The 17,021-nt window shown below is 71.8% G+C and carries 17 protein-coding genes; 10 read left to right on the top strand and 7 right to left on the bottom strand.

From position 1 onward, the window contains the following. Positions 1-216 precede the first annotated feature (216 nt). From ACZ43N_RS17830 to ACZ43N_RS17810, 5 genes are all read left to right on the top strand, one after another. Positions 217-687 (top strand): hypothetical protein, encoded by a 471-nt coding sequence (locus tag ACZ43N_RS17830; RefSeq protein WP_468098452.1) that lies wholly within the window; start codon positions 217-219, stop codon positions 685-687. A 189-nt stretch (positions 688-876) separates the two neighbouring features. Next, positions 877-1,677 carry an ABC transporter permease gene (locus ACZ43N_RS17825; RefSeq protein ID WP_468098451.1) on the top strand — a complete coding sequence of 267 codons (801 nt, stop codon included), beginning with the start codon at positions 877-879 and terminating at the stop codon, positions 1,675-1,677. Between the two features lie 16 nt (positions 1,678-1,693). Then, positions 1,694-2,548, top strand: a complete 855-nt coding sequence (locus tag ACZ43N_RS17820) for an ABC transporter permease (protein WP_468098633.1) — start codon at positions 1,694-1,696, stop codon at positions 2,546-2,548. A gap of 78 nt (positions 2,549-2,626) precedes the next feature. Further along, on the top strand, positions 2,627-3,619 hold the full coding sequence (locus ACZ43N_RS17815) for an ABC transporter ATP-binding protein (RefSeq protein ID WP_468098450.1): 993 nt from the start codon (positions 2,627-2,629) through the stop codon (positions 3,617-3,619). A gap of 33 nt (positions 3,620-3,652) precedes the next feature. Beyond that, positions 3,653-4,372, top strand: a complete 720-nt coding sequence (locus ACZ43N_RS17810) for a DUF1707 SHOCT-like domain-containing protein (RefSeq protein WP_468098448.1) — start codon at positions 3,653-3,655, stop codon at positions 4,370-4,372. A gap of 37 nt (positions 4,373-4,409) precedes the next feature. Here ACZ43N_RS17810 and ACZ43N_RS17805 read toward each other — a convergent pair whose 3' ends face one another. Further along, positions 4,410-5,735 (bottom strand): SGNH/GDSL hydrolase family protein, encoded by a 1,326-nt coding sequence (locus ACZ43N_RS17805; RefSeq protein ID WP_468098447.1) that lies wholly within the window; start codon positions 5,733-5,735, stop codon positions 4,410-4,412. Between the two features lie 372 nt (positions 5,736-6,107). Here ACZ43N_RS17805 and ACZ43N_RS17800 point away from each other — a divergent pair, with 372 nt between their 5' ends. Together ACZ43N_RS17800 and ACZ43N_RS17795 are read left to right on the top strand one after the other, a co-directional pair. Further along, positions 6,108-7,370: a DUF445 domain-containing protein gene (locus ACZ43N_RS17800; protein WP_468098445.1), complete on the top strand. Its 1,263-nt coding sequence runs from the start codon at positions 6,108-6,110 to the stop codon at positions 7,368-7,370. A 171-nt stretch (positions 7,371-7,541) separates the two neighbouring features. Beyond that, positions 7,542-9,005, top strand: coding sequence for an MFS transporter (locus ACZ43N_RS17795; protein WP_468098444.1), 1,464 nt, complete (start codon positions 7,542-7,544; stop codon positions 9,003-9,005). Positions 9,006-9,336: 331 nt separating this feature from the next. On the opposite strand, the gene ACZ43N_RS17790 is transcribed toward ACZ43N_RS17795, so the two are convergent. Both ACZ43N_RS17790 and ACZ43N_RS17785 read right to left on the bottom strand, forming a co-directional pair. Beyond that, positions 9,337-9,837, bottom strand: a complete 501-nt coding sequence (locus ACZ43N_RS17790; RefSeq protein ID WP_468098442.1) for a levansucrase — start codon at positions 9,835-9,837, stop codon at positions 9,337-9,339. A 91-nt stretch (positions 9,838-9,928) separates the two neighbouring features. Continuing rightward, entirely contained in the window at positions 9,929-10,468 is a 540-nt protein-coding gene (locus ACZ43N_RS17785; RefSeq protein WP_468098441.1) for a protease, read from the bottom strand. Positions 10,469-10,775: 307 nt separating this feature from the next. Here ACZ43N_RS17785 and ACZ43N_RS17780 point away from each other — a divergent pair, with 307 nt between their 5' ends. Continuing rightward, entirely contained in the window at positions 10,776-11,726 is a 951-nt protein-coding gene (locus ACZ43N_RS17780) for a GlxA family transcriptional regulator (protein ID WP_468098439.1), read from the top strand. A gap of 143 nt (positions 11,727-11,869) precedes the next feature. On the opposite strand, the gene ACZ43N_RS17775 is transcribed toward ACZ43N_RS17780, so the two are convergent. Continuing rightward, on the bottom strand, positions 11,870-12,172 hold the full coding sequence (locus ACZ43N_RS17775; RefSeq protein ID WP_468098437.1) for a hypothetical protein: 303 nt from the start codon (positions 12,170-12,172) through the stop codon (positions 11,870-11,872). 184 nt (positions 12,173-12,356) lie between these two features. On the opposite strand from ACZ43N_RS17775, the gene ACZ43N_RS17770 reads away from it, so the two are divergent. Beyond that, positions 12,357-12,779 carry an Hsp20/alpha crystallin family protein gene (locus tag ACZ43N_RS17770; RefSeq protein ID WP_468098435.1) on the top strand — a complete coding sequence of 141 codons (423 nt, stop codon included), beginning with the start codon at positions 12,357-12,359 and terminating at the stop codon, positions 12,777-12,779. Positions 12,780-12,871: 92 nt separating this feature from the next. Here ACZ43N_RS17770 and ACZ43N_RS17765 read toward each other — a convergent pair whose 3' ends face one another. From ACZ43N_RS17765 to ACZ43N_RS17755, 3 genes are all read right to left on the bottom strand, one after another. Then, positions 12,872-13,879 carry a hypothetical protein gene (locus ACZ43N_RS17765; protein WP_468098434.1) on the bottom strand — a complete coding sequence of 336 codons (1,008 nt, stop codon included), beginning with the start codon at positions 13,877-13,879 and terminating at the stop codon, positions 12,872-12,874. Next, entirely contained in the window at positions 13,876-14,250 is a 375-nt protein-coding gene (locus ACZ43N_RS17760) for a peptidase inhibitor family I36 protein (RefSeq protein ID WP_107464305.1), read from the bottom strand. The genes ACZ43N_RS17765 and ACZ43N_RS17760 overlap by 4 nt, the downstream gene beginning before the upstream one ends. Before the next feature lie 203 nt (positions 14,251-14,453). Beyond that, the gene (locus tag ACZ43N_RS17755) at positions 14,454-15,047 is read right to left on the bottom strand and encodes a helix-turn-helix domain-containing protein (protein ID WP_468098432.1); all 594 of its coding nucleotides are present in this window, start codon (positions 15,045-15,047) and stop codon (positions 14,454-14,456) included. Positions 15,048-15,370: 323 nt separating this feature from the next. On the opposite strand from ACZ43N_RS17755, the gene ACZ43N_RS17750 reads away from it, so the two are divergent. Beyond that, positions 15,371-16,975 carry a hypothetical protein gene (locus ACZ43N_RS17750; protein WP_468098430.1) on the top strand — a complete coding sequence of 535 codons (1,605 nt, stop codon included), beginning with the start codon at positions 15,371-15,373 and terminating at the stop codon, positions 16,973-16,975. Positions 16,976-17,021: the final 46 nt, after the last annotated feature.

Genomic DNA, 17,021 nt, shown 5'->3' with positions numbered 1-17,021 from the left:
TTCGGCCGTGCGGCTGAGGGGCGGCCGGGGCCGCCCTGCGTTGCCGAGGTCTGCTGTCCGTCGCTCGCCGAGCCGGACTGCTTGCCCGGTGCTGAGCCCGGCCGTCCGCCTGCGGGCGTCGCGGAGTCCACGCCGCCGGGCCTTCCGTCGCTCGCCGAGCCGGAGCGTCCGCCCGGTGCTGAGTCCGGTCGTCCGCCCGAGGGCCGGGAGGGGCCGTTGGCCGAAGCCGAGTCCGGCCGACTGCCGGTGGGCCGGCCGGGGCGCCCGCCGTCCGTGGAGTCCGGCCGTCCGCCGGATGCGCCGCTCGTCGCCGACGGCCCGTCACTGCGGTCGTCGTCCGAGGCCGGGGTCGGTCCGTCGCCGGGCTGGCGGCCGGGCTTCGCGTCGCTTGCCGTCGAGCGGTTGTCGCCGGGTGCCGAGGCCGGCTGTCCGCCGCTGGCCGGGCCGGGCCTGGGGCCGGGCGTCGTGGGCTCCGGTGTCGTACCCGGGCGGGGCCGGGCCGGGTCCGGGGGCGTGCCCGGGGTCCGGCGCTCCGGTTCTCTCGGTGCCCAGCCCGGGCCGTTCCGCTTCGGCTGCGGCTCGTCGCTCATCGTGCTGCCGTGCTCCTGTTTCCGCGTCGTACGTTCATTTCCGTACGGCCTCGTACGCTTTGCGCCCGCTCCGGGCAAGTTCTGCGCCCCTGAGTGAAGACTCTCGTACCGGCCGATCCGTTCCCGAATGCCGGCACGCGCCCCGTACGCCCCGGGGGCACCACCACCCGGCCCGAAAACGCCTGGCACACCGCTCCGGCCGCGGACTAGGCTTTCGCGCTTCGGCCCGGATCGGCCGTGGCCTGGGTCTTTCGCCTGACTTCTCGCAGCGGATGGGGGTTTCCTCGTGGGCACTGGGCGGTTGTACGCCGCCGTCGCCGCCGGTGGCTTCAGGCGGTACGCGACGTATCGGGTGGCCACCGCGGCTGGGGTGTTCACCAACACCGTCTTCGGCTTCATCCTCGCATACACCTACATCGCCCTCTGGCACGAGAAGCCCCACCTGGGCGGTTACGACCAGGCGCAGGCACTCACCTATGTGTGGGTCGGCCAGGCGATGTTCGCGGTCATGGTGCTGGGAAGCGCCGGTTTCGAGGAGGAGCTCATCGAGCGAATCCGTACGGGCGACATCGCGGTCGACCTGTACCGGCCCGCCGACCTCCAGCTGTGGTGGCTCGCCGCCGACCTGGGCCGGGCCCTGTTCCAACTGCTCGGACGCGGTGTCGTCCCCATGCTGTGCGGCGCCCTCTTCTTCGATCTCGCGCTGCCGTCCAGTGCCCTGCCCTGGCTCGCCTGCCTCGTCGCGGTCGCCCTCGGTGCCCTCGTCAGCTTCGCGATCCGATACATCGTCGCCCTGTGGGCGTTCTGGCTCCTCGACGGCGCCGGAGCGATGCAGATCACCTGGCTCACGGGCGTCTTCTTCTCCGGCATGCTGCTCCCGCTGAACGTCTTCCCCGGCGTCCTCGGCGACCTCGCCCGCCTCCTGCCGTGGTCCGCGCTGCTCCAGGCGCCCGCCGACGTGCTGCTGGGCGAGGCCGACGCGTGGGGAACGTTCGCGTTCCAGGCCGGCTGGGCGGTCGTCCTGCTGGCGGTGGGGCGGCTGATCCAGTCGGCGGCGACTCGGAAGGTGGTGGTCCAGGGTGGCTGACCTCGACGAGCGCCCGGTGACGAGGGCCGCGGAGGACCCGTTCGGCGCGTACGGCCCGTACAGCCGTCTACGGGACGGGCTGCGCGTCTATCGCATGATCGCCGCCATGTGGATCCGCTCCACGATGGCCTACCGCGCCTCCTTCGCGATGACGGCCTTCGGCAACTTCGCCGCCACCGCCTTCGACTTCGTCGCGATCCTGCTGATGTTCTCCCAGGTCGACGAGTTGGGCGGCTTCGCCCTGTCCGAGATCGCCCTGCTGTACGGCACCTCCGCGATGGCCTTCGGTCTCGCCGACCTGATGATCGGTTCCATGGACCGGCTCGGGCGCCGGGTCCGGGACGGCACGCTGGACACCCTGCTCGTCCGGCCCGCTCCGGTGCTCGCCCAGGTCGCCGCCGACAAGTTCGCGCTGCGGCGCCTCGGCCGGGTCACCCAGGGTGCCCTGGTCCTCGGCTACGCCCTGGCCACGCTCGACATCGCCTGGACGCCGCTGAAGGTGCTGATGCTGCCGATGATGGTGGTCAGCGGCGGGGCCATCTTCGCGGCGGTGTTCGTCGGGGGCGCGGCCTTCCAGTTCGTCGCGCAGGACGCCTCCGAGGTGCAGAACGCCTTCACGTACGGCGGTGCCACGCTCCTGCAGTACCCGCCGGCCCTCTTCGCCAAGGACCTGGTGCGCGGGGTGACGTTCGTGCTGCCGCTCGCCTTCGTCAACTGGCTGCCCGGGCTGTACGTCCTGGGCCGCCCCTACCCGCTGGACGTGCCCCACTGGCTGGCGTTCGCGCCTGTGCTGGTGGCGGCGGGCTGCTGCGCGCTCGCCGGAGCGGCGTGGCGGGCGGGGCTGCGTTCGTACCGGAGCACGGGGAGTTGAGGACATGTGGACAGGGGCCGGGACAAGGACGGGTACCGGCGCGAGCACACCGACGAGCGACAGGGGCACGCACCCGACATGAATGACCGGTTCATCGAACTCGACCGGGTCGAGAAGGTCTTCGACGTCCGCAGGAAGACCGGGTTCCTGCGGCGGGAGCGGCGCGAGGTGCGGGCCGTGGACTCGATCTCCTTCACCGTGCCGCGCGGCGAGATGGTCGGGTACATCGGCCCGAACGGCGCCGGGAAGTCGACCACCATCAAGATGCTGACGGGCATCCTGACCCCGAGCGGCGGCCGGCTGCGGGTCGCGGGCATCGACCCGTCCCGTGAACGGACGCGCCTCGCCCGCCGGATCGGTGTCGTCTTCGGGCAGCGCACGACCCTCTGGTGGGATCTCCCGCTCATCGACTCGTACCGGCTGATGCACCGTATGTACCGGGTCCCCGACGCCCGTTACCGGGAGAACCTCGACCGCTGTGTCGAACTCCTCGAACTCGGCGCCCTGCTGGACGTGCCCGTCCGGCAGCTCTCCCTCGGCCAGCGCATGCGCGGCGACATCGCGGCCGCGCTGCTGCACGACCCCGAGGTGCTGTACCTGGACGAGCCGACGATCGGGCTCGACGTCATCAGCAAGGCGAAGGTCCGTGAGTTCCTCAGGGACCTCAACACCGAGCGTGGCACGACCGTGCTTCTCACCACGCACGACCTCCAGGACATCGAGCAGCTGTGCCGCCGGGTGATGGTCATCGACCACGGCCGTCTGATGTACGACGGTCCGCTGACGGGGCTGCACGAGGTGGGGGAGAGCGAGCGGACCCTCGTCGTCGACCTGGAGCGTGAGCTGCCCCCGATCGAGGCGGCGCCCGCCCGTGTCGTACGGGTGGAGGGGCCCCGGCAGTGGCTGGCGTTCCCGGCGTCGGAGTCGGCGGCGCCGCTGGTGGCGCGGATCGCGTCCGAGTATCCGCTGGTGGACCTGTCGGTCCGGGAGCCGGACATCGAGGCGGTGATCGCCCAGATGTACGCGCAGCAGGCGGAGCGGGTGGGGGAGACGGGGCAGTCGGTCTCGTAGCCGGGGGCCGGGGTTCCTCGTAGGCTGAGGCGTATGACGGACGATCTCCCGGACCTGCCTGCCGCCGCGGACCTTCGTGCCTCCGACGCCGACCGCGAACGGGTCGCCGAGCAGTTGCGGGACGCCCTCGCGGAGGGGCGGCTCGACATGGAGGAGTTCGGGGAGCGGCTGGACGCGACCTACAAGGCGCGCACCTATGGCGAGCTGGCGCCGATCACCCGTGACCTGCCGGGCGCCGGGACGGTCGCGCCGCCGTCGGTCTCCCTGGTGAAGGGGACCGCGGAGAGCGGCGGTTGGGCCGAGCGGATCGTCGGCGGGCAGGGCTCGTCCACGTGGGGCGTGGCGATCATGTCCGGCTTCGAACGCAAGGGCAGCTGGACGGTGCCCGCGCGGTTCGACTGTCTGGCGTTCTGGGGCGGCGGTGAACTCGACCTGCGGGACGCCTGCTTCGCCGAGCGTGAGGTCACCATCAACTGCGTGGCCGTCATGGGCGGGATCAATGTGATCGTGCCGCCCGGTGTCGAGGTCGTCGTCCGGGGCATCGGCATCATGGGCGGTTTCGACCACCGCGAGGAGGGCGAACCGGGCCAGCCAGGCGCCCCTCGCGTGATCATCACCGGGTTCGCCTTCTGGGGCGGCGTCGGCGTCGAGCGCAAGCTCCCCAAGGCCGAGCGGCAACGGCTGAAGGAGGCCCGGCGACAGGAACGGCTGGAGCGCCGCCAGGCCCGTCGAGAGCTGGGCAGGGGGCACTGAGGCGACCGGGCCGCCCCGCACCGGGGAGGCGGCCGGCCTACAGCTCCGCCGGCACCGCGCCCTTCAGTGTCTTCAGGTCGAAGACCTGCCCCATCCGCTCGTACCCCTTGTCGCTCGGGTGGAGGTGGTCCCCCGAGTCGTAGTCGGAACGCAGGCGGCGGGGGGCGTACGGGTCGCCGAGCGCCTTGTCGAAGTCGACGACCGCGTCGAAGACCTTGCCGGAGCGGATGCGGTCGTTGACGGCCTGGCGCACGGCGTCCCGCTGCTCGGTGTAGCCGCGGTGGCCGTGGAACGGCATGAGGGTGGCGCCGACGACGCGCAGGCCGCGGGCGTGGGCCTGCTCGACGAGGTCACGCAGGCCGGCGACGATCGCGTCGGGGTCGGCCTGGCCGGGGTTCTTCAGGATGTCGTTGACGCCGAGGTCGATGACGACGGCCTTGACGCCGGTACGGCCGAGCACGTCACGCGGGAAGCGGGACAGGCCGCTGGGGTTGTCGGCCGGACGGCCGCGCCCGTTGGCGAGGACCTGGTTGCCGCTGATGCCCTGGTTGACGACGCTGTAGCGGGGCACGTCGGAGGAACCGGCGGCGGCCCGGAGCCGGCCGGCGAGGACGTCCGTCCAGCGGCGGTTCTCGCCGACGGTCGAGGTGATCCCGTCGGTCAGCGAGTCGCCGAGGACGACGACGGTGCCCTCGGACTCCTTGCTCAGCACATCCAGCGCGGTGACGTACCGCCAGTGCATGGTCTGCGTGGTGTACGGCGTCCCGGTGACGTCCGCGGCCTGGTTGCCCTCGGCGGTGTACGAGATCTGCCGGGCGTGCGCGTGATAGGTGGTGGGCCCGGACGGGGTGGGCGAGTAGGTGGTGATCAGGACATCGCTGTCGTGCGGGATCGCGATCCGTACGACATCGCTGACCACCTGCTGACCGGCGGCGATGACCACGGTCGTACGTCCGCCGAAGGTGAGCCGGCGCATGGTGTCGGCCGCTGCGGCCGGGCTGTTCACGGCGGCGGCGAGCGCGAGCGAGGCGTGGGTGACGGTCAGCGGCTGCTGGCCGTAGAGATTGGACAGCGTGACGCGGGCACTCGTACCGGCGGCGGAGGTGTGCACCACGTTGCGCACCGAGCGGCCCGCGAGGCCCGCTGTCTCGGTGCCCGGCTCCGCCCCGCTCGGCGAGGCCGACCAGGCGCCCACCCACACTCCGGTGGAGGCGGGGGCGACGGGGTTGCGCTCGGCGCGGGTGTAGGTCTCCCGCTGCCGGGTGCCGTCGTCGATGCCGACTCCGGCGTATATGGCCGCCGAGATGGCGACGATCAGGGCGGCCATGGCCGCCAGCAGTGCATAACCGTGACGCTTGGTCATGCGGTGTGTGGCTCCTCGGGCAGTGGAGCCCCGAGGCTCCGATGTGATCACCCCATGATGCGGCATGGGATGGGGGCGGTCAGTGAGAACCCCCATCGGTTCCCCCGTCCGGACAGACGCGGGGAACTCCTGTTGCGTTCCAGGAGTAGATCGTGCAGTAGGTCACCAAGGGACCGAGAAAGGGACAATGTGTACGGGGGACAGGAACGGGTGGAGTGAATGGACCGTACGAAACCGGAAGACAACGGAACGCCAGGGCGGCGTGGCCTCCCTGGCGCCCCCGTGAACCAGGTGACGGACACCACGCCGGGCGCGCGGGCGTCGACGCACGCTCCGGGCGGTTCCGGCGGGTCCCGTGTGTCGCATCGCACGATGACCACGTTCAGCCCAGCCGACGAGGAGAAACAGCGGGGCGTCCGGCGGATGAAGGTGACCGCCGCCGGACTGCTGCTGTTCGTGGCCGTGGTGTACGTCCTGGCGAAGTGGGCCTCGCACGCGGGCGCGGGAGCCTGGGCGGACTATGTCGCGGCGGCGGCCGAGGCGGGCATGGTGGGTGCGCTGGCGGACTGGTTCGCCGTCACGGCCCTGTTCCGCCACCCCCTCGGCCTGCCCATCCCGCACACCGCCATCATCCCCAGGAAGAAGGACCAACTGGGCGTCACCCTCGGTGAGTTCGTCGGGGAGAACTTCCTCTCCGAGGATGTCGTACGGCAGCGGCTGCGGGCCGTCGGCATCAGCAGCCGTCTCGGCGCCTGGCTCGCCGAGCCGCAGAACGCCGACCGGGTGACGGCGGAGCTGGCGACCGCGCTGCGCGGCGCCCTCACCGTGCTGCGCGACACCGACGTCCAGGCCGTGGTCAGCGAGGCCATCACCCGGCGGGTCAGCGGTCAGGAGATCGGGCCCGGCATAGGCAAGATGCTGGAGCGGTTCGTCGCCGACGGCGGCCACAGACGGGCCGTGGATCTGATCTGCGCCCGCGCCCAGAACTGGCTGATCCTCCACGACGACCAGGTCATGGACGCGGTCGAGGGCGGCGCTCCCGGCTGGACCCCGCGCTTCGTCGACAGGCGGATCGGCGAGCGGGTCTACAAGGAACTGCTCCGATTCGTCACCGAGATGCGCGACTCGCCCACGCACCCGGCGCGCGGCGCCCTCGACCGCTTCCTCACCGACTTCGCGACCGACCTCCAGTCCGACACCGACACCCGCGCGCGGGTGGAACGCCTGAAGAGCGAGGCGCTCGACCGGGGCGAGGTCCAGGATCTCATCGCCTCAGCCTGGACCGCCGTACGCTCCATGGTGGTGTCCGCGGCCGAGGACGAGCGCAGCGAACTGCGGCTGCGGGTACGGGCGTCGCTGCTGTCGCTGGGCACGCGGATGGCCACCGAGCCGTCGGCGCAGGCCAAGGTCGACAAGTGGATCGAGGACGCGGCCGTCCACGTCGTCACCACCTACCGCAAGGAGATCACCTCCCTGATCACCGACACGGTCGCCGCGTGGGACCCCGAGCACACCACGAGGAAGATCGAGGCCAACATCGGCCGTGACCTGCAGTTCATCCGCATCAACGGCACGGTGGTGGGTTCGCTGGCCGGGTTGCTGATCTACACGGTGTCGCGGGCTCTGGGGGCGTGACCCGGCCGGGTGGCGCAAACCGCCGGGCGGCGTAACCCGGCCGGGTGGCGCCAACCGCCGGGCGGGGAGCGGGGGGTGTGCACCGTTGGTGTGACGTCCGGCTGCGGTGCGTAGTCCCCCCTCGGGCGGGCACTCGAACGCGGTTCGCTCGAGGAGGAGGGAGCCGCACAGATGGCCGTAACCGACCGGAAGTCAGCGCGGGGATCCGGCACCATCACCACCGCCGTACCCGCACGCCTGGACCGTCTGCCCTGGTCGCGCTGGCACTGGATGGTGGTGATCGGACTCGGCACGGTGTGGATCCTCGACGGCCTGGAGGTCACCGTCGTCGGCAATATCGCCGGGCGGCTCTCCGAGCGGGGCAGCGGTCTGCCGATCAGCTCCGCGCAGGTCACGGGCACGGCGGCGGCCCTGTACGTCGCGGGCGCCTGCGCGGGCGCCCTCTTCTTCGGCCGTCTCACCGACCGCTTCGGCCGCAAGAAGCTGTTCATGGTGACACTGGCGGTCTATCTCGGCGCCACCGCGCTCACGGCCGTCTCCTTCTCCTCCTGGTGGTTCTTCCTCTTCCGCTTCCTCACCGGCTTCGGTATCGGCGGCGAGTACGCGGCCATCAACTCCGCGATCGACGAGCTGATCCCGTCCAAGTACCGGGGCCGCGTCGACATCGTCATCAACGGCAGCTTCTGGCTCGGCGCGATCGGCGGCTCACTGCTGTCGATCGTCGCCCTGAACACGGACCTGTTCGCGGCGAACGTCGGCTGGCGGCTGACGTTCGCGCTCGGTGTGGTGCTCGGCCTGGTGATCCTGCTGGTCCGCCGGAACGTGCCGGAGAGCCCCCGCTGGCTGCTGATCCACGGCCGGGAACAGGAGGCGGAACGGCTGGTGGCGGACGTCGAGCGGCAGGTCGAGGGCGAGAAGGGCCGGCGACTGCCGTCGGCCACCCGGGAAATGACGATCCACCAGCGCGAGACCGTCGGCTTCGGCACCATCGCCCGTACCGTCTTCTCCCGCTACCGCCGCCGCGCCGTCCTCGGCTTCTCCCTCTTCATCGGCCAGGCGTTCCTCTACAACGCGATCACCTTCGGCTTCGGCGCGATCCTCACCACGTTCTACGACGTCCCGACCTCCGACACCGGCTACTACTTCGCCTTCATCGCCGCCGGCAACTTCCTCGGCCCGCTGCTCCTCGGCAAGCTCTTCGACACGGTCGGCCGCCGGGTGATGATCTCGTCGACGTATCTGCTGTCGGGCGTGCTCCTCTTCGGCACGGCCTGGCTGTTCGACCGGGGTGCCCTGGACGCGGTCACACTCACGGCGTGCTGGTGCGTGGTGCTGTTCTTCGCGTCGGCGGGCGCGAGCAGCGCGTACCTGACGGTCTCGGAGGTCTTCCCCATGGAGACGCGGGCCATGGCCATCGCCTTCTTCTACGCGATCGGCACGGCGGCGGGCGGCATCAGCGGGCCGCTCATCTTCGCCGGCCTGACGGAGTCCGGCGCCGTCGGCGACACGGTTCTCGCGTTCCAGATCGGCGCGGGGCTGATGTGCGCGGCGGGGTTGGTGGCGGCGTTCCTCGCGGTGCGGGCGGAGCGGAAGTCGTTGGAGGACATCGCGCAGCCGCTGTCCGCGGCGGGGTGAGGGCCGGGCGCCTTATAGCTCGTGGGGGCGCGGTTCGTCGGCGGGTGCGGGTGCGCTGTGGTTTCTCGCGCAGTTCCCCGCGCCCCCCGCGCCCCTGGAGGGACGGGCCTGCGGCCCGCCCTCCCCCGGAAGGGGTGGGCCTGCGGCCGGATGGCGCCGTTGAAAAGCACGGGGCGCAGCCCCGGGCGCTTTTAGGGATGAAGGCTGGGCCGCCAGGCCCATGCCTTCAGGGGCGCGGGGAACTGCGCGAGAAACCACGAAGGACCCGTAGCCGCCGACGAACCGCGCACCCCCGAGCTACCAGGCGCCCCCGGCTCACCCGTAGAAGTCTTCACCCGTAGAAGTACTGCGCCGCCTTGCGCTCGAAGTGCGACGAGTACACCAGCCCGATCGCCGGCGTCCCCCGGTACGTGCCGACGTACTGCTGCGCGCTGTCCACCACGACCGGGCGGGCCATGCACGCCCACTTGTTGCGCTGCTCGGCCTCCGCCCACCGCACGGCCGCCGGATCCACCCGATCGCTGACCAGCACGGGAAACGCGGCGACCCCGTTCTGCAGCCCGGCCGGCAGCCCGCCCTTCGTCTTCTTCGCGTACGACAGCACTTGATCGGTGAACGTCGCGATCGTCGGGATGGTTATCTCCGGGACGGCCGCCGCCACGGTGAACAGGTGGAGCTTCGTCCCCATCCACCTCCACTTGAAATCGGCCCGCCGCCCGACGAGCACGGGCACTCCGGCCCAGTCCTCCCACCAGGTACGGCATTCATCGGCGGCGAGACGGGCCCCCAGGGAGGCGAGGTAGGCCTGCGAGGCGGACTGCTGTGGATGCATGGCCGGATCATGCCCCGACCTGGCCGGATCGCGAAAGGCCGGGGTGAGGCCAAGGTTGAGCCAGGGGGCTGTGCGGGGCTCTCACGACCCCCTAGGGCCCCGTCGTGGAACCGGGCCGCACGATCATCAGCACGGTCACGGTGGCCCACAGCAGGTTGAACACACCGGTGAACATGGCGAGTCGCGCCGTGGTCCTCACGCTCACCGTCGACCCGACGGTGACCGCACCCTCGACCACGAGCCCCGCCTCGCTCCTGCCCTCCGCCTTGTCGCCGGTCACGGGCTCGGCCGCCGCCACCTCCTCCAGGATCTCCTCCTGCCGAGGCAGGACCAGCGCCAGCAGCACCATCGCCGCGAGCGCCGTCAGCAGCATCGACGCGATCAGCCAGGCGTCGCCGAGCACCCCCATGCTCATCGCCGTGGCGAACCCGAGCGCGGGCACCGCGATGCCGACACCGCCGTACACCCGGCAGATCCGGTGCAGCAGCCGCAGGGACGACACCGCCCGCTCGCTGCCGGGCTCGGCCAGCGCCTTGCGCGCGCTCGGCGGGAACATGCTGGCAGCGACCGTGATCGGCCCGACGGCGACGATCGCGGCGAGGACGTGGAGGGAGAGCAGCAACTTGGTCACGCTGGGACGCTAAGGGCTGTCCCGTAATCCCCGGCGGGCGCACGACGCCGGCTACGGCACCTCGCCGCGTTGTCGGAACGCCCGCATACATCCAGTATGCGGACGCCCCTCCGCCTTGCGATGCACCGCATCCGACGCCGTGCGCTGATCCACCGCGGATTACGGGACAGCCCTTAGGGGGCGCGGCGAGCCGGTAGAAGTGGCGGGATTGCCAGGGCTCAACGGATTCTCGTCAGGGATGCGCGTGATGAACGGGGACAGTGGGCCTCTGCTTGGCGAGAATCCGGCGGAACCCTACGCTTCCGCCATGCACGCCGTGGCCGTACTGGCGCTCGACCAGGTCATCCCGTTCGACCTCTCCGCCCCGATCGACACCTTCGGGTGGGCTCGGCTGCCGGACGGCCGCGAGGCGTACCGGGTGCGGGTGTGCTCGCCGACGGGGGAGGCGGAGGTGCCGGCGGGGCCGTTCACCGTGCGGGCGCCGTACGGGCTGGAGGCGCTGACGGAGGCCGACACGATCATCCTGCCGGGGACGGCGGACCCGACCGCGCCGCTTCCGCCGGGGGTGACGGAGGCGCTGCACGCGGCGGCGGCGAACGGTACGCGCATCGCCTCGGTCTGTGTCGGCGCGTTCATCTTCGCGGCCACGGGCCTGCTGGACGGGTTGCGCGCGACGACCCACTGGATCGCGGCCCCCGACCTGGCCGCCCGGCACCCCGCGGTGACCGTCGACGCGAACGTCCTCTACGTCGACAACGGCCAGTTCCTGACCTCGGCGGGCGCCGCCGCGGCGCTGGACATGTGTCTGCACATGATCAGGAAGGACTACGGTTCGGCGGTCGCCGCGTTCACCGCGCGGATGTGCGTCATGCCCCTGGAGCGCGAGGGCGGCCAGGCCCAGTTCATCGTCCAGGACCAGCCCCCGGCCCCCGCCGGCGCGACCCTGGAGCCGCTGTTGCGCTGGCTGGAGGCGAACGTGGAGCGGGATCTCACGCTGGACGACATCGCCGCCCACGCCGGCACCAGCGCCCGTACGCTGAACCGCCGCTTCCGGGAGCAGACGGGCACGACGCCGCTGCAGTGGCTGCACCGGGCGCGGGTCCGCCGGGCCCAGTACCTCCTGGAGTCCACCGACCACACGGTCGACCGCATCGCCACCCAGGCGGGCTTCGGCTCCCCCACCGCCTTCCGTGACCGTTTCAAGAGGGTGGTCGGCACGAGCCCGTACGCGTACCGGCGCGCCTTTCGGGGGGAGTAGCCGCACGACGAGGCGACTCAGCCGACGGCCCGCACGGCCCCCCTCCGGTCTCCGCGGCTCCGCGTGGCGCCGTGGCGCCGTGGCGCCGTGGCGGCGTCTCCGCGGCTCCGTGTGTTGCTGTGCGGCGTCTCCGCGGCTTCGCGTCAGCCCCGGCGGTCGGCCACCACCCAGGACGCCAGCGCCATCGCCCCGGCCACCCCGAACACCGCCGGCCAGGCGCCCACCTTCTTCGCCAGCGGATGCGACCCGGCGAACGCCGCGACGTACCCGGCGGTCAGGGCGCCCGCGGCCCTGCCCCCGGCGGCGCGCTGCCACTGCTGGGCCGCGGCCACGCCGGCGACCGCCAGCACGGCCCCGCCCAGCTGCCGCTTCTTCGTCCAGCGGGCCACCGCGTACCCGCCGATGAGCCCGCTCGCGGCCACCGCCGCCGCAGGAACCTTCGCCATCCTCTGCCTCCTGGCTCGTCGCACCGTCAGCTGTGTCCGCTGCCGCCCCGAGGCTAACCCTTCTAACACTCCGCTCGCTGAACCTGAGTCGTGGCTTGTCAACTTTCCTCTCCGGAGTTATATAAGAAGGTGTAGGACATCTCCGGGCATCGCATCCAGCGCCTGATGAGAGGAGTGACCCGTGATGCTCATGCGTACCGACCCGTTCCGTGAGTTCGACCGGCTCGCGCAGCAGGTGTTCGGGACCGAGAACCGGCCGGCCGTCATGCCGATGGACGCCTACCGGGCCGGCGACGACTTCATCGTCCACTTCGACCTCCCGGGCGTGGACCCGGAGACCATCGACCTGGACGTGGAGCGCAACGTCCTGAACGTCCGGGCCGAGCGCCGCTCCCCGGCTCCCGAGGGGGCCGAGCTGATCGCCGCCGAGCGTCCGACGGGGACGTTCACCCGTCAGCTCTTCCTCGGTGACACCCTCGACGCCGACCGTGTCGACGCCTCCTATGAGTCCGGCGTCCTCACGCTGCGCATCCCCATCGCGGAGAAGGCCAAGCCGCGCAAGATCCAGATCAGCGGCGGGTCCGAACGGCGCCAGCTCGACCGCTGACCGGCCCGACCACGGGGGCACCGGTCCGTGCCGCCTGACGGCACGGTCGTCCGGTGCCCCCGCCTTCCCTTCCCGTGAGCGGGCGTCGCCTGCTACGGGTCGACGTCCGGCGCGCCGGTTCCTGACCTCCGGTGGGACCCGCCGGCGCCCACCTTTCCCAGCACCGCGCGCTTCGCCGCGAGATGACGCTCGACCACCCTGCGGTCGTCGGCTCCCAGGACTCGTTTCTCCACCGCGCGCTGCACGTCGCCCACGGTCCTCGCGAGCTTCGTCTCCGCCTGGCACCGCGCGTCCGCCTCCGCCGTACGGATCTCCTCGCGGGCGAGCGCCCTCAGGGCGGAGGGATCGCCGGAGACCTTCGGCAGCCGGTCGTTCAACCGCTTCCGCACCGCTTGGAGATCGGCCGCCCGATACCCCGCCTCCCTCATGCAGGAGGACCAACGCCGCACAGCCGCACGGTAGTCGGGATGCTTCTCCACGGCGGTCAGTACGCGTGCCGACAGCGCGGCGACCACCGGCTCCGTCCGGTTCCAGCCGGCGCCGTAGACACCGACGCGGGCCTCGTTGACGCAGCCGTCCGACGAATACTCCAGCCGGGAGCCGTCCGGGAGCGTCACCGACACCTTGTGCTCGGCGGTCCCGAGAAGGGCCCGCTGCCAGGCCGGGTCACGGGGCTCGTCGTCCGGGGGCGGCGAGGACCGCAGATGCAGGAACTCCCCGACGATGCCGTACCCGTCGGTGCTCGCCCGCCGGGCGCCCAGCAGCCCGTACGGGTTGGTCTCCTCGCCGCGCGCGGACGCCGTCCGGGGCCGCGCCGTGTACCGCAGGCCACGCTCCGCCATGCACCGCACGATCGCCTTCTCCTGGAGGTCGTGCAGGCGTACGGCCTCGCTGTGACGGAAGGACGCGGCCCCCGACAGCGGCCGCACATCGGGCGGCTCCGGCGCACGCGCCGGGGTGTGACCGGCCGCCCCCGGGAGGGAGCAGCCGGCCACGGTCAGCGCCACGAACACCGCGGCGTGCACGAGACGTGTGGCCCGTACGGCGTCCGCGGTGCGGAGTCCACGGCGCTCGCGGGGCGCGTCGGCGTCGTGGTTCACACGCACCAGTCGTTGGAGGCCACGTTGTGCCACCAGACGGTGTTGGCGAGGGTCGGGTTCGTCCAGCCGCGGTCGAGGACGTAGCTGGAGCCCGTCTTGTTGAGGCCGGAGAAGATGCGGACGTTGCAGTTGTTGCCGTGGTTGTAGAGCGACTCGGCGTTGTTGAACTTGTTGTACTGGAGCAGGTTGTTGTTGTCCCCGTACACGGTGCCGGGGTCCCCCGCGCCGTTGGTGCCGAGGTACGCGCACAACGCCCCGGCGGGACAGTCCGACCACGCCGCGTTCGCGGGGCCGGCCGTGGCCAGCGTGCCGACGGCGGCCATCGCCAGGCCACCGAGGGCGATGCCGCCCCGGACGAGCATCCGATGCATTCCGAGTTCCTCCACTCTGCGAAGCACTGCTGGGACTCGTTGCGCACCCCCGCGTCGAACTCGTCGCGGCGGCGCCACGCCACCACCCGGTGACCACCGGGCCTGTGGCGCTCATGCGGCAGCAGCCTCACGCAGGGACCAGGCGTCCCGTCAGAGGAGAGGAAGGGGACAGGACGGCGTGGGACACGGCGACCCCGCCCGCCTCACCTGTCGTACGCGCCGTCCCACCACTTCGGGACGCCGGGGACGGCATGCGGGACACGGTGGGACACGACGGGGGGAACTCCCGCCGCGTCGGCGGCACATGCACAGCGCCCGAACGCCCCACGGGCCCCGCCCGCACGCTCCGCCCACCACCCGGCCGCCGCCACGGCCAACGCCCCCACGGCCATCCCCGCGGCGAACCACTCCGCCGGTGACGGCCGACGGGAGGACGGCCACCGCCCCAACGCGTGGACCCGTGCCCCTGCCGACCCCGCCTCGGCGGCGACGGACTCCGGGGACTCCCCGGACCCGGCGAACTGCCAGAGCCCTCCGGCCGGTGCGGCCGGTGCGGCCGGCCCGGCCTGTGCAGCCTGCCCGGCGTCCTCGGGTCCCTCCATCAAGAGCAGGGCCCCCGCCCCGTCCCCCATCACGGAGGCGAACTGCTCGACGGCTTCCCTGGGTACCGGCTTCTTGCCGTTGAGGAACCGCTCCCAGGACGACCGGCTGTAGTGCGTCCGCGCCGCCAACTTGGCGAAGCTGAGTCCCGACTGTTTCTTCAGCCTGCGCATCTCCCCGGCTATCAGCTCACTCATACGTCCGTCCCCCTGCGTCCCCTTGGTCGTGTGGGTCCACCGTTCAGGAAACAGGGCGGTGAGGAACCGGGGACAGACGTTTCACGGCCGATTTCCAGGCATCCGGCAGGGTGCGGGCCGCCCTGTCCAGCGAGTGTGACTCACATCACTGCATGGAGCCGCCGGAAGTGGATGGCGGCGTCCGCCAGGACTGGCATGCTCATGCTTAGCTACTGGGCGGTAACCGTCGGTCATCTGCCGTCGCCGTGTCATGCGCGCGGCCCTGCCGTCATGCCGCCCCCGTGTAAGCGCACCCCCCACCACACCGATCCCGAGGATCACGCGTGCACAAGCTCAGACGACATGCCCTGCTCTCGGCCCTCTCGGCGATCACCGTCGCCACCCTGGTGGCCACCGGCTGCTCCCACGACTCGTCCTCCACCGCAGACAAGGCCCGCGCGGCGGTGGCCGAGACCCCCGAGGCCGCGGCGGCCGAGGAACAACTCGCCGTCGTCTCCGCCCCGACCGACGGGGCCACCCCCACCGCCGTGGCCGACGGGAACGCCGCAGACCAGGGCAAGGCGAAGAAGTCCACGCTCAAGGTCGCGTCCTACGACAGGAAGACCGGCCGCGCGGTCATCGCGGCACCGCCCGCGCAGGACACCGAGCCGACGGCGGGCCCGTCACCGTCGAAGTCGGACGCCACGCGACCCGGGGCGGAGAGGGACTCGGGAGCGGAGAGGGACCCGGGGTCGGCGCAGAACCCGGGGTCAGGGCAGGACTCGGGGTCGGAGCAGGACCCGGACTCCGGTTCGGAGCAGGACTCGGGCTCGGATCGGGGCTCCCAGTCGGCTACGGCCCCGGCGGCCGGTACGCGCTCCGTCGCCGTGGGCGATGTCATCGCCAGCGCCCCCGCCCCCGGCGCCCCCGACGGTCTGCTCGCCAAGGTGACGGACATCGTCGGCACGACGGAGGACGGCAACGGTACGACCGTCCAGACCGAACCGGCCGAGCTCAACTCCGTCCTGGGCGAGAGCAAGGCGGACGGCACGGTCCCCGTCGACCCCTCCACCATGGACGTCGACCCGCTCGTCCAGGGCGTGAAGGTCTCCTGGGCGAAGACCGGCGACCTCACCTTCGGCCCGAAGGGCGCGAAACTCCCGCTCGGCAGCCTGCGCATCGACGTGGGCGCCGCCGTGGAAACCGCGGCCGGCGCCCCCGCCTCGGCCGCCGCGTCCGTCCAGGGCTTCGTGCAGCTCGCCCCCGAGGTCGCCTTCTCGTACGACGGCTCCGGAGCCGGTACGGGTGCCGCGCCCGGCGGTGCGTTCCTCGGCCTGACCGGCGAGTGGGCGTCGAAGTGGTCACTCAAGGGCCGCGCGGCCGGTACGACCGACGGCAAGCCGGTCCGCGTCCCGTTCGCCGAACTCCACGCCGACCCCGTCATCCAGGTCGGCCCCGTCCCGATCGTCGTCAACCTGGACCTCGTCTGCTACTTCCAGGTGGACGCCGACGGCCGCGTCACCGTCGACGTCGAACAGGACCTGAAGGGCGACTTCCGCGTCGGCGGCAACTTCACCTGGGCCAAGGGCTGGACAGGCGTGAGCGAGTCCGACATGACCGGTGAGCCCCTGAAGGCGACCGTCACCGCCACCGGCAAGGTCAAGGCGGCCCTGGGCGCCGAGGCCACCATCGGCCTGTACGGCACGGTGGGCGTCACCGCCGACCTCGCCCCGTACCTGCGCGCCGAGGCCGACGCCACGGCCGAGGGCTCCGCGACCGGCACCGGCTCGGCGAAGGGCTCCTGGGCCCTCCACGGCGGCGTGGACCTCACCGGCACCCTCAACCTCCAACTCTCCATCTTCGGCACCCCGATCTTCCAGAAGAAGATCCCGCTCGGTGCCCTGCACAAGGAGTGGCTGCTGACGAAGGGCGAGGTGGCGACGGCGTAAGCCTTCGTCCGCCTGCCTCCAAGGGGGCTCTTGGCCGTGGTGTGTG

This window comes from Streptomyces sp. NPDC030814, assembly GCF_055572155.1.
The sequence above is the reverse complement of the archived record's forward strand: the minus strand, read 5'-3'. Positions and strand labels throughout refer to the sequence as shown.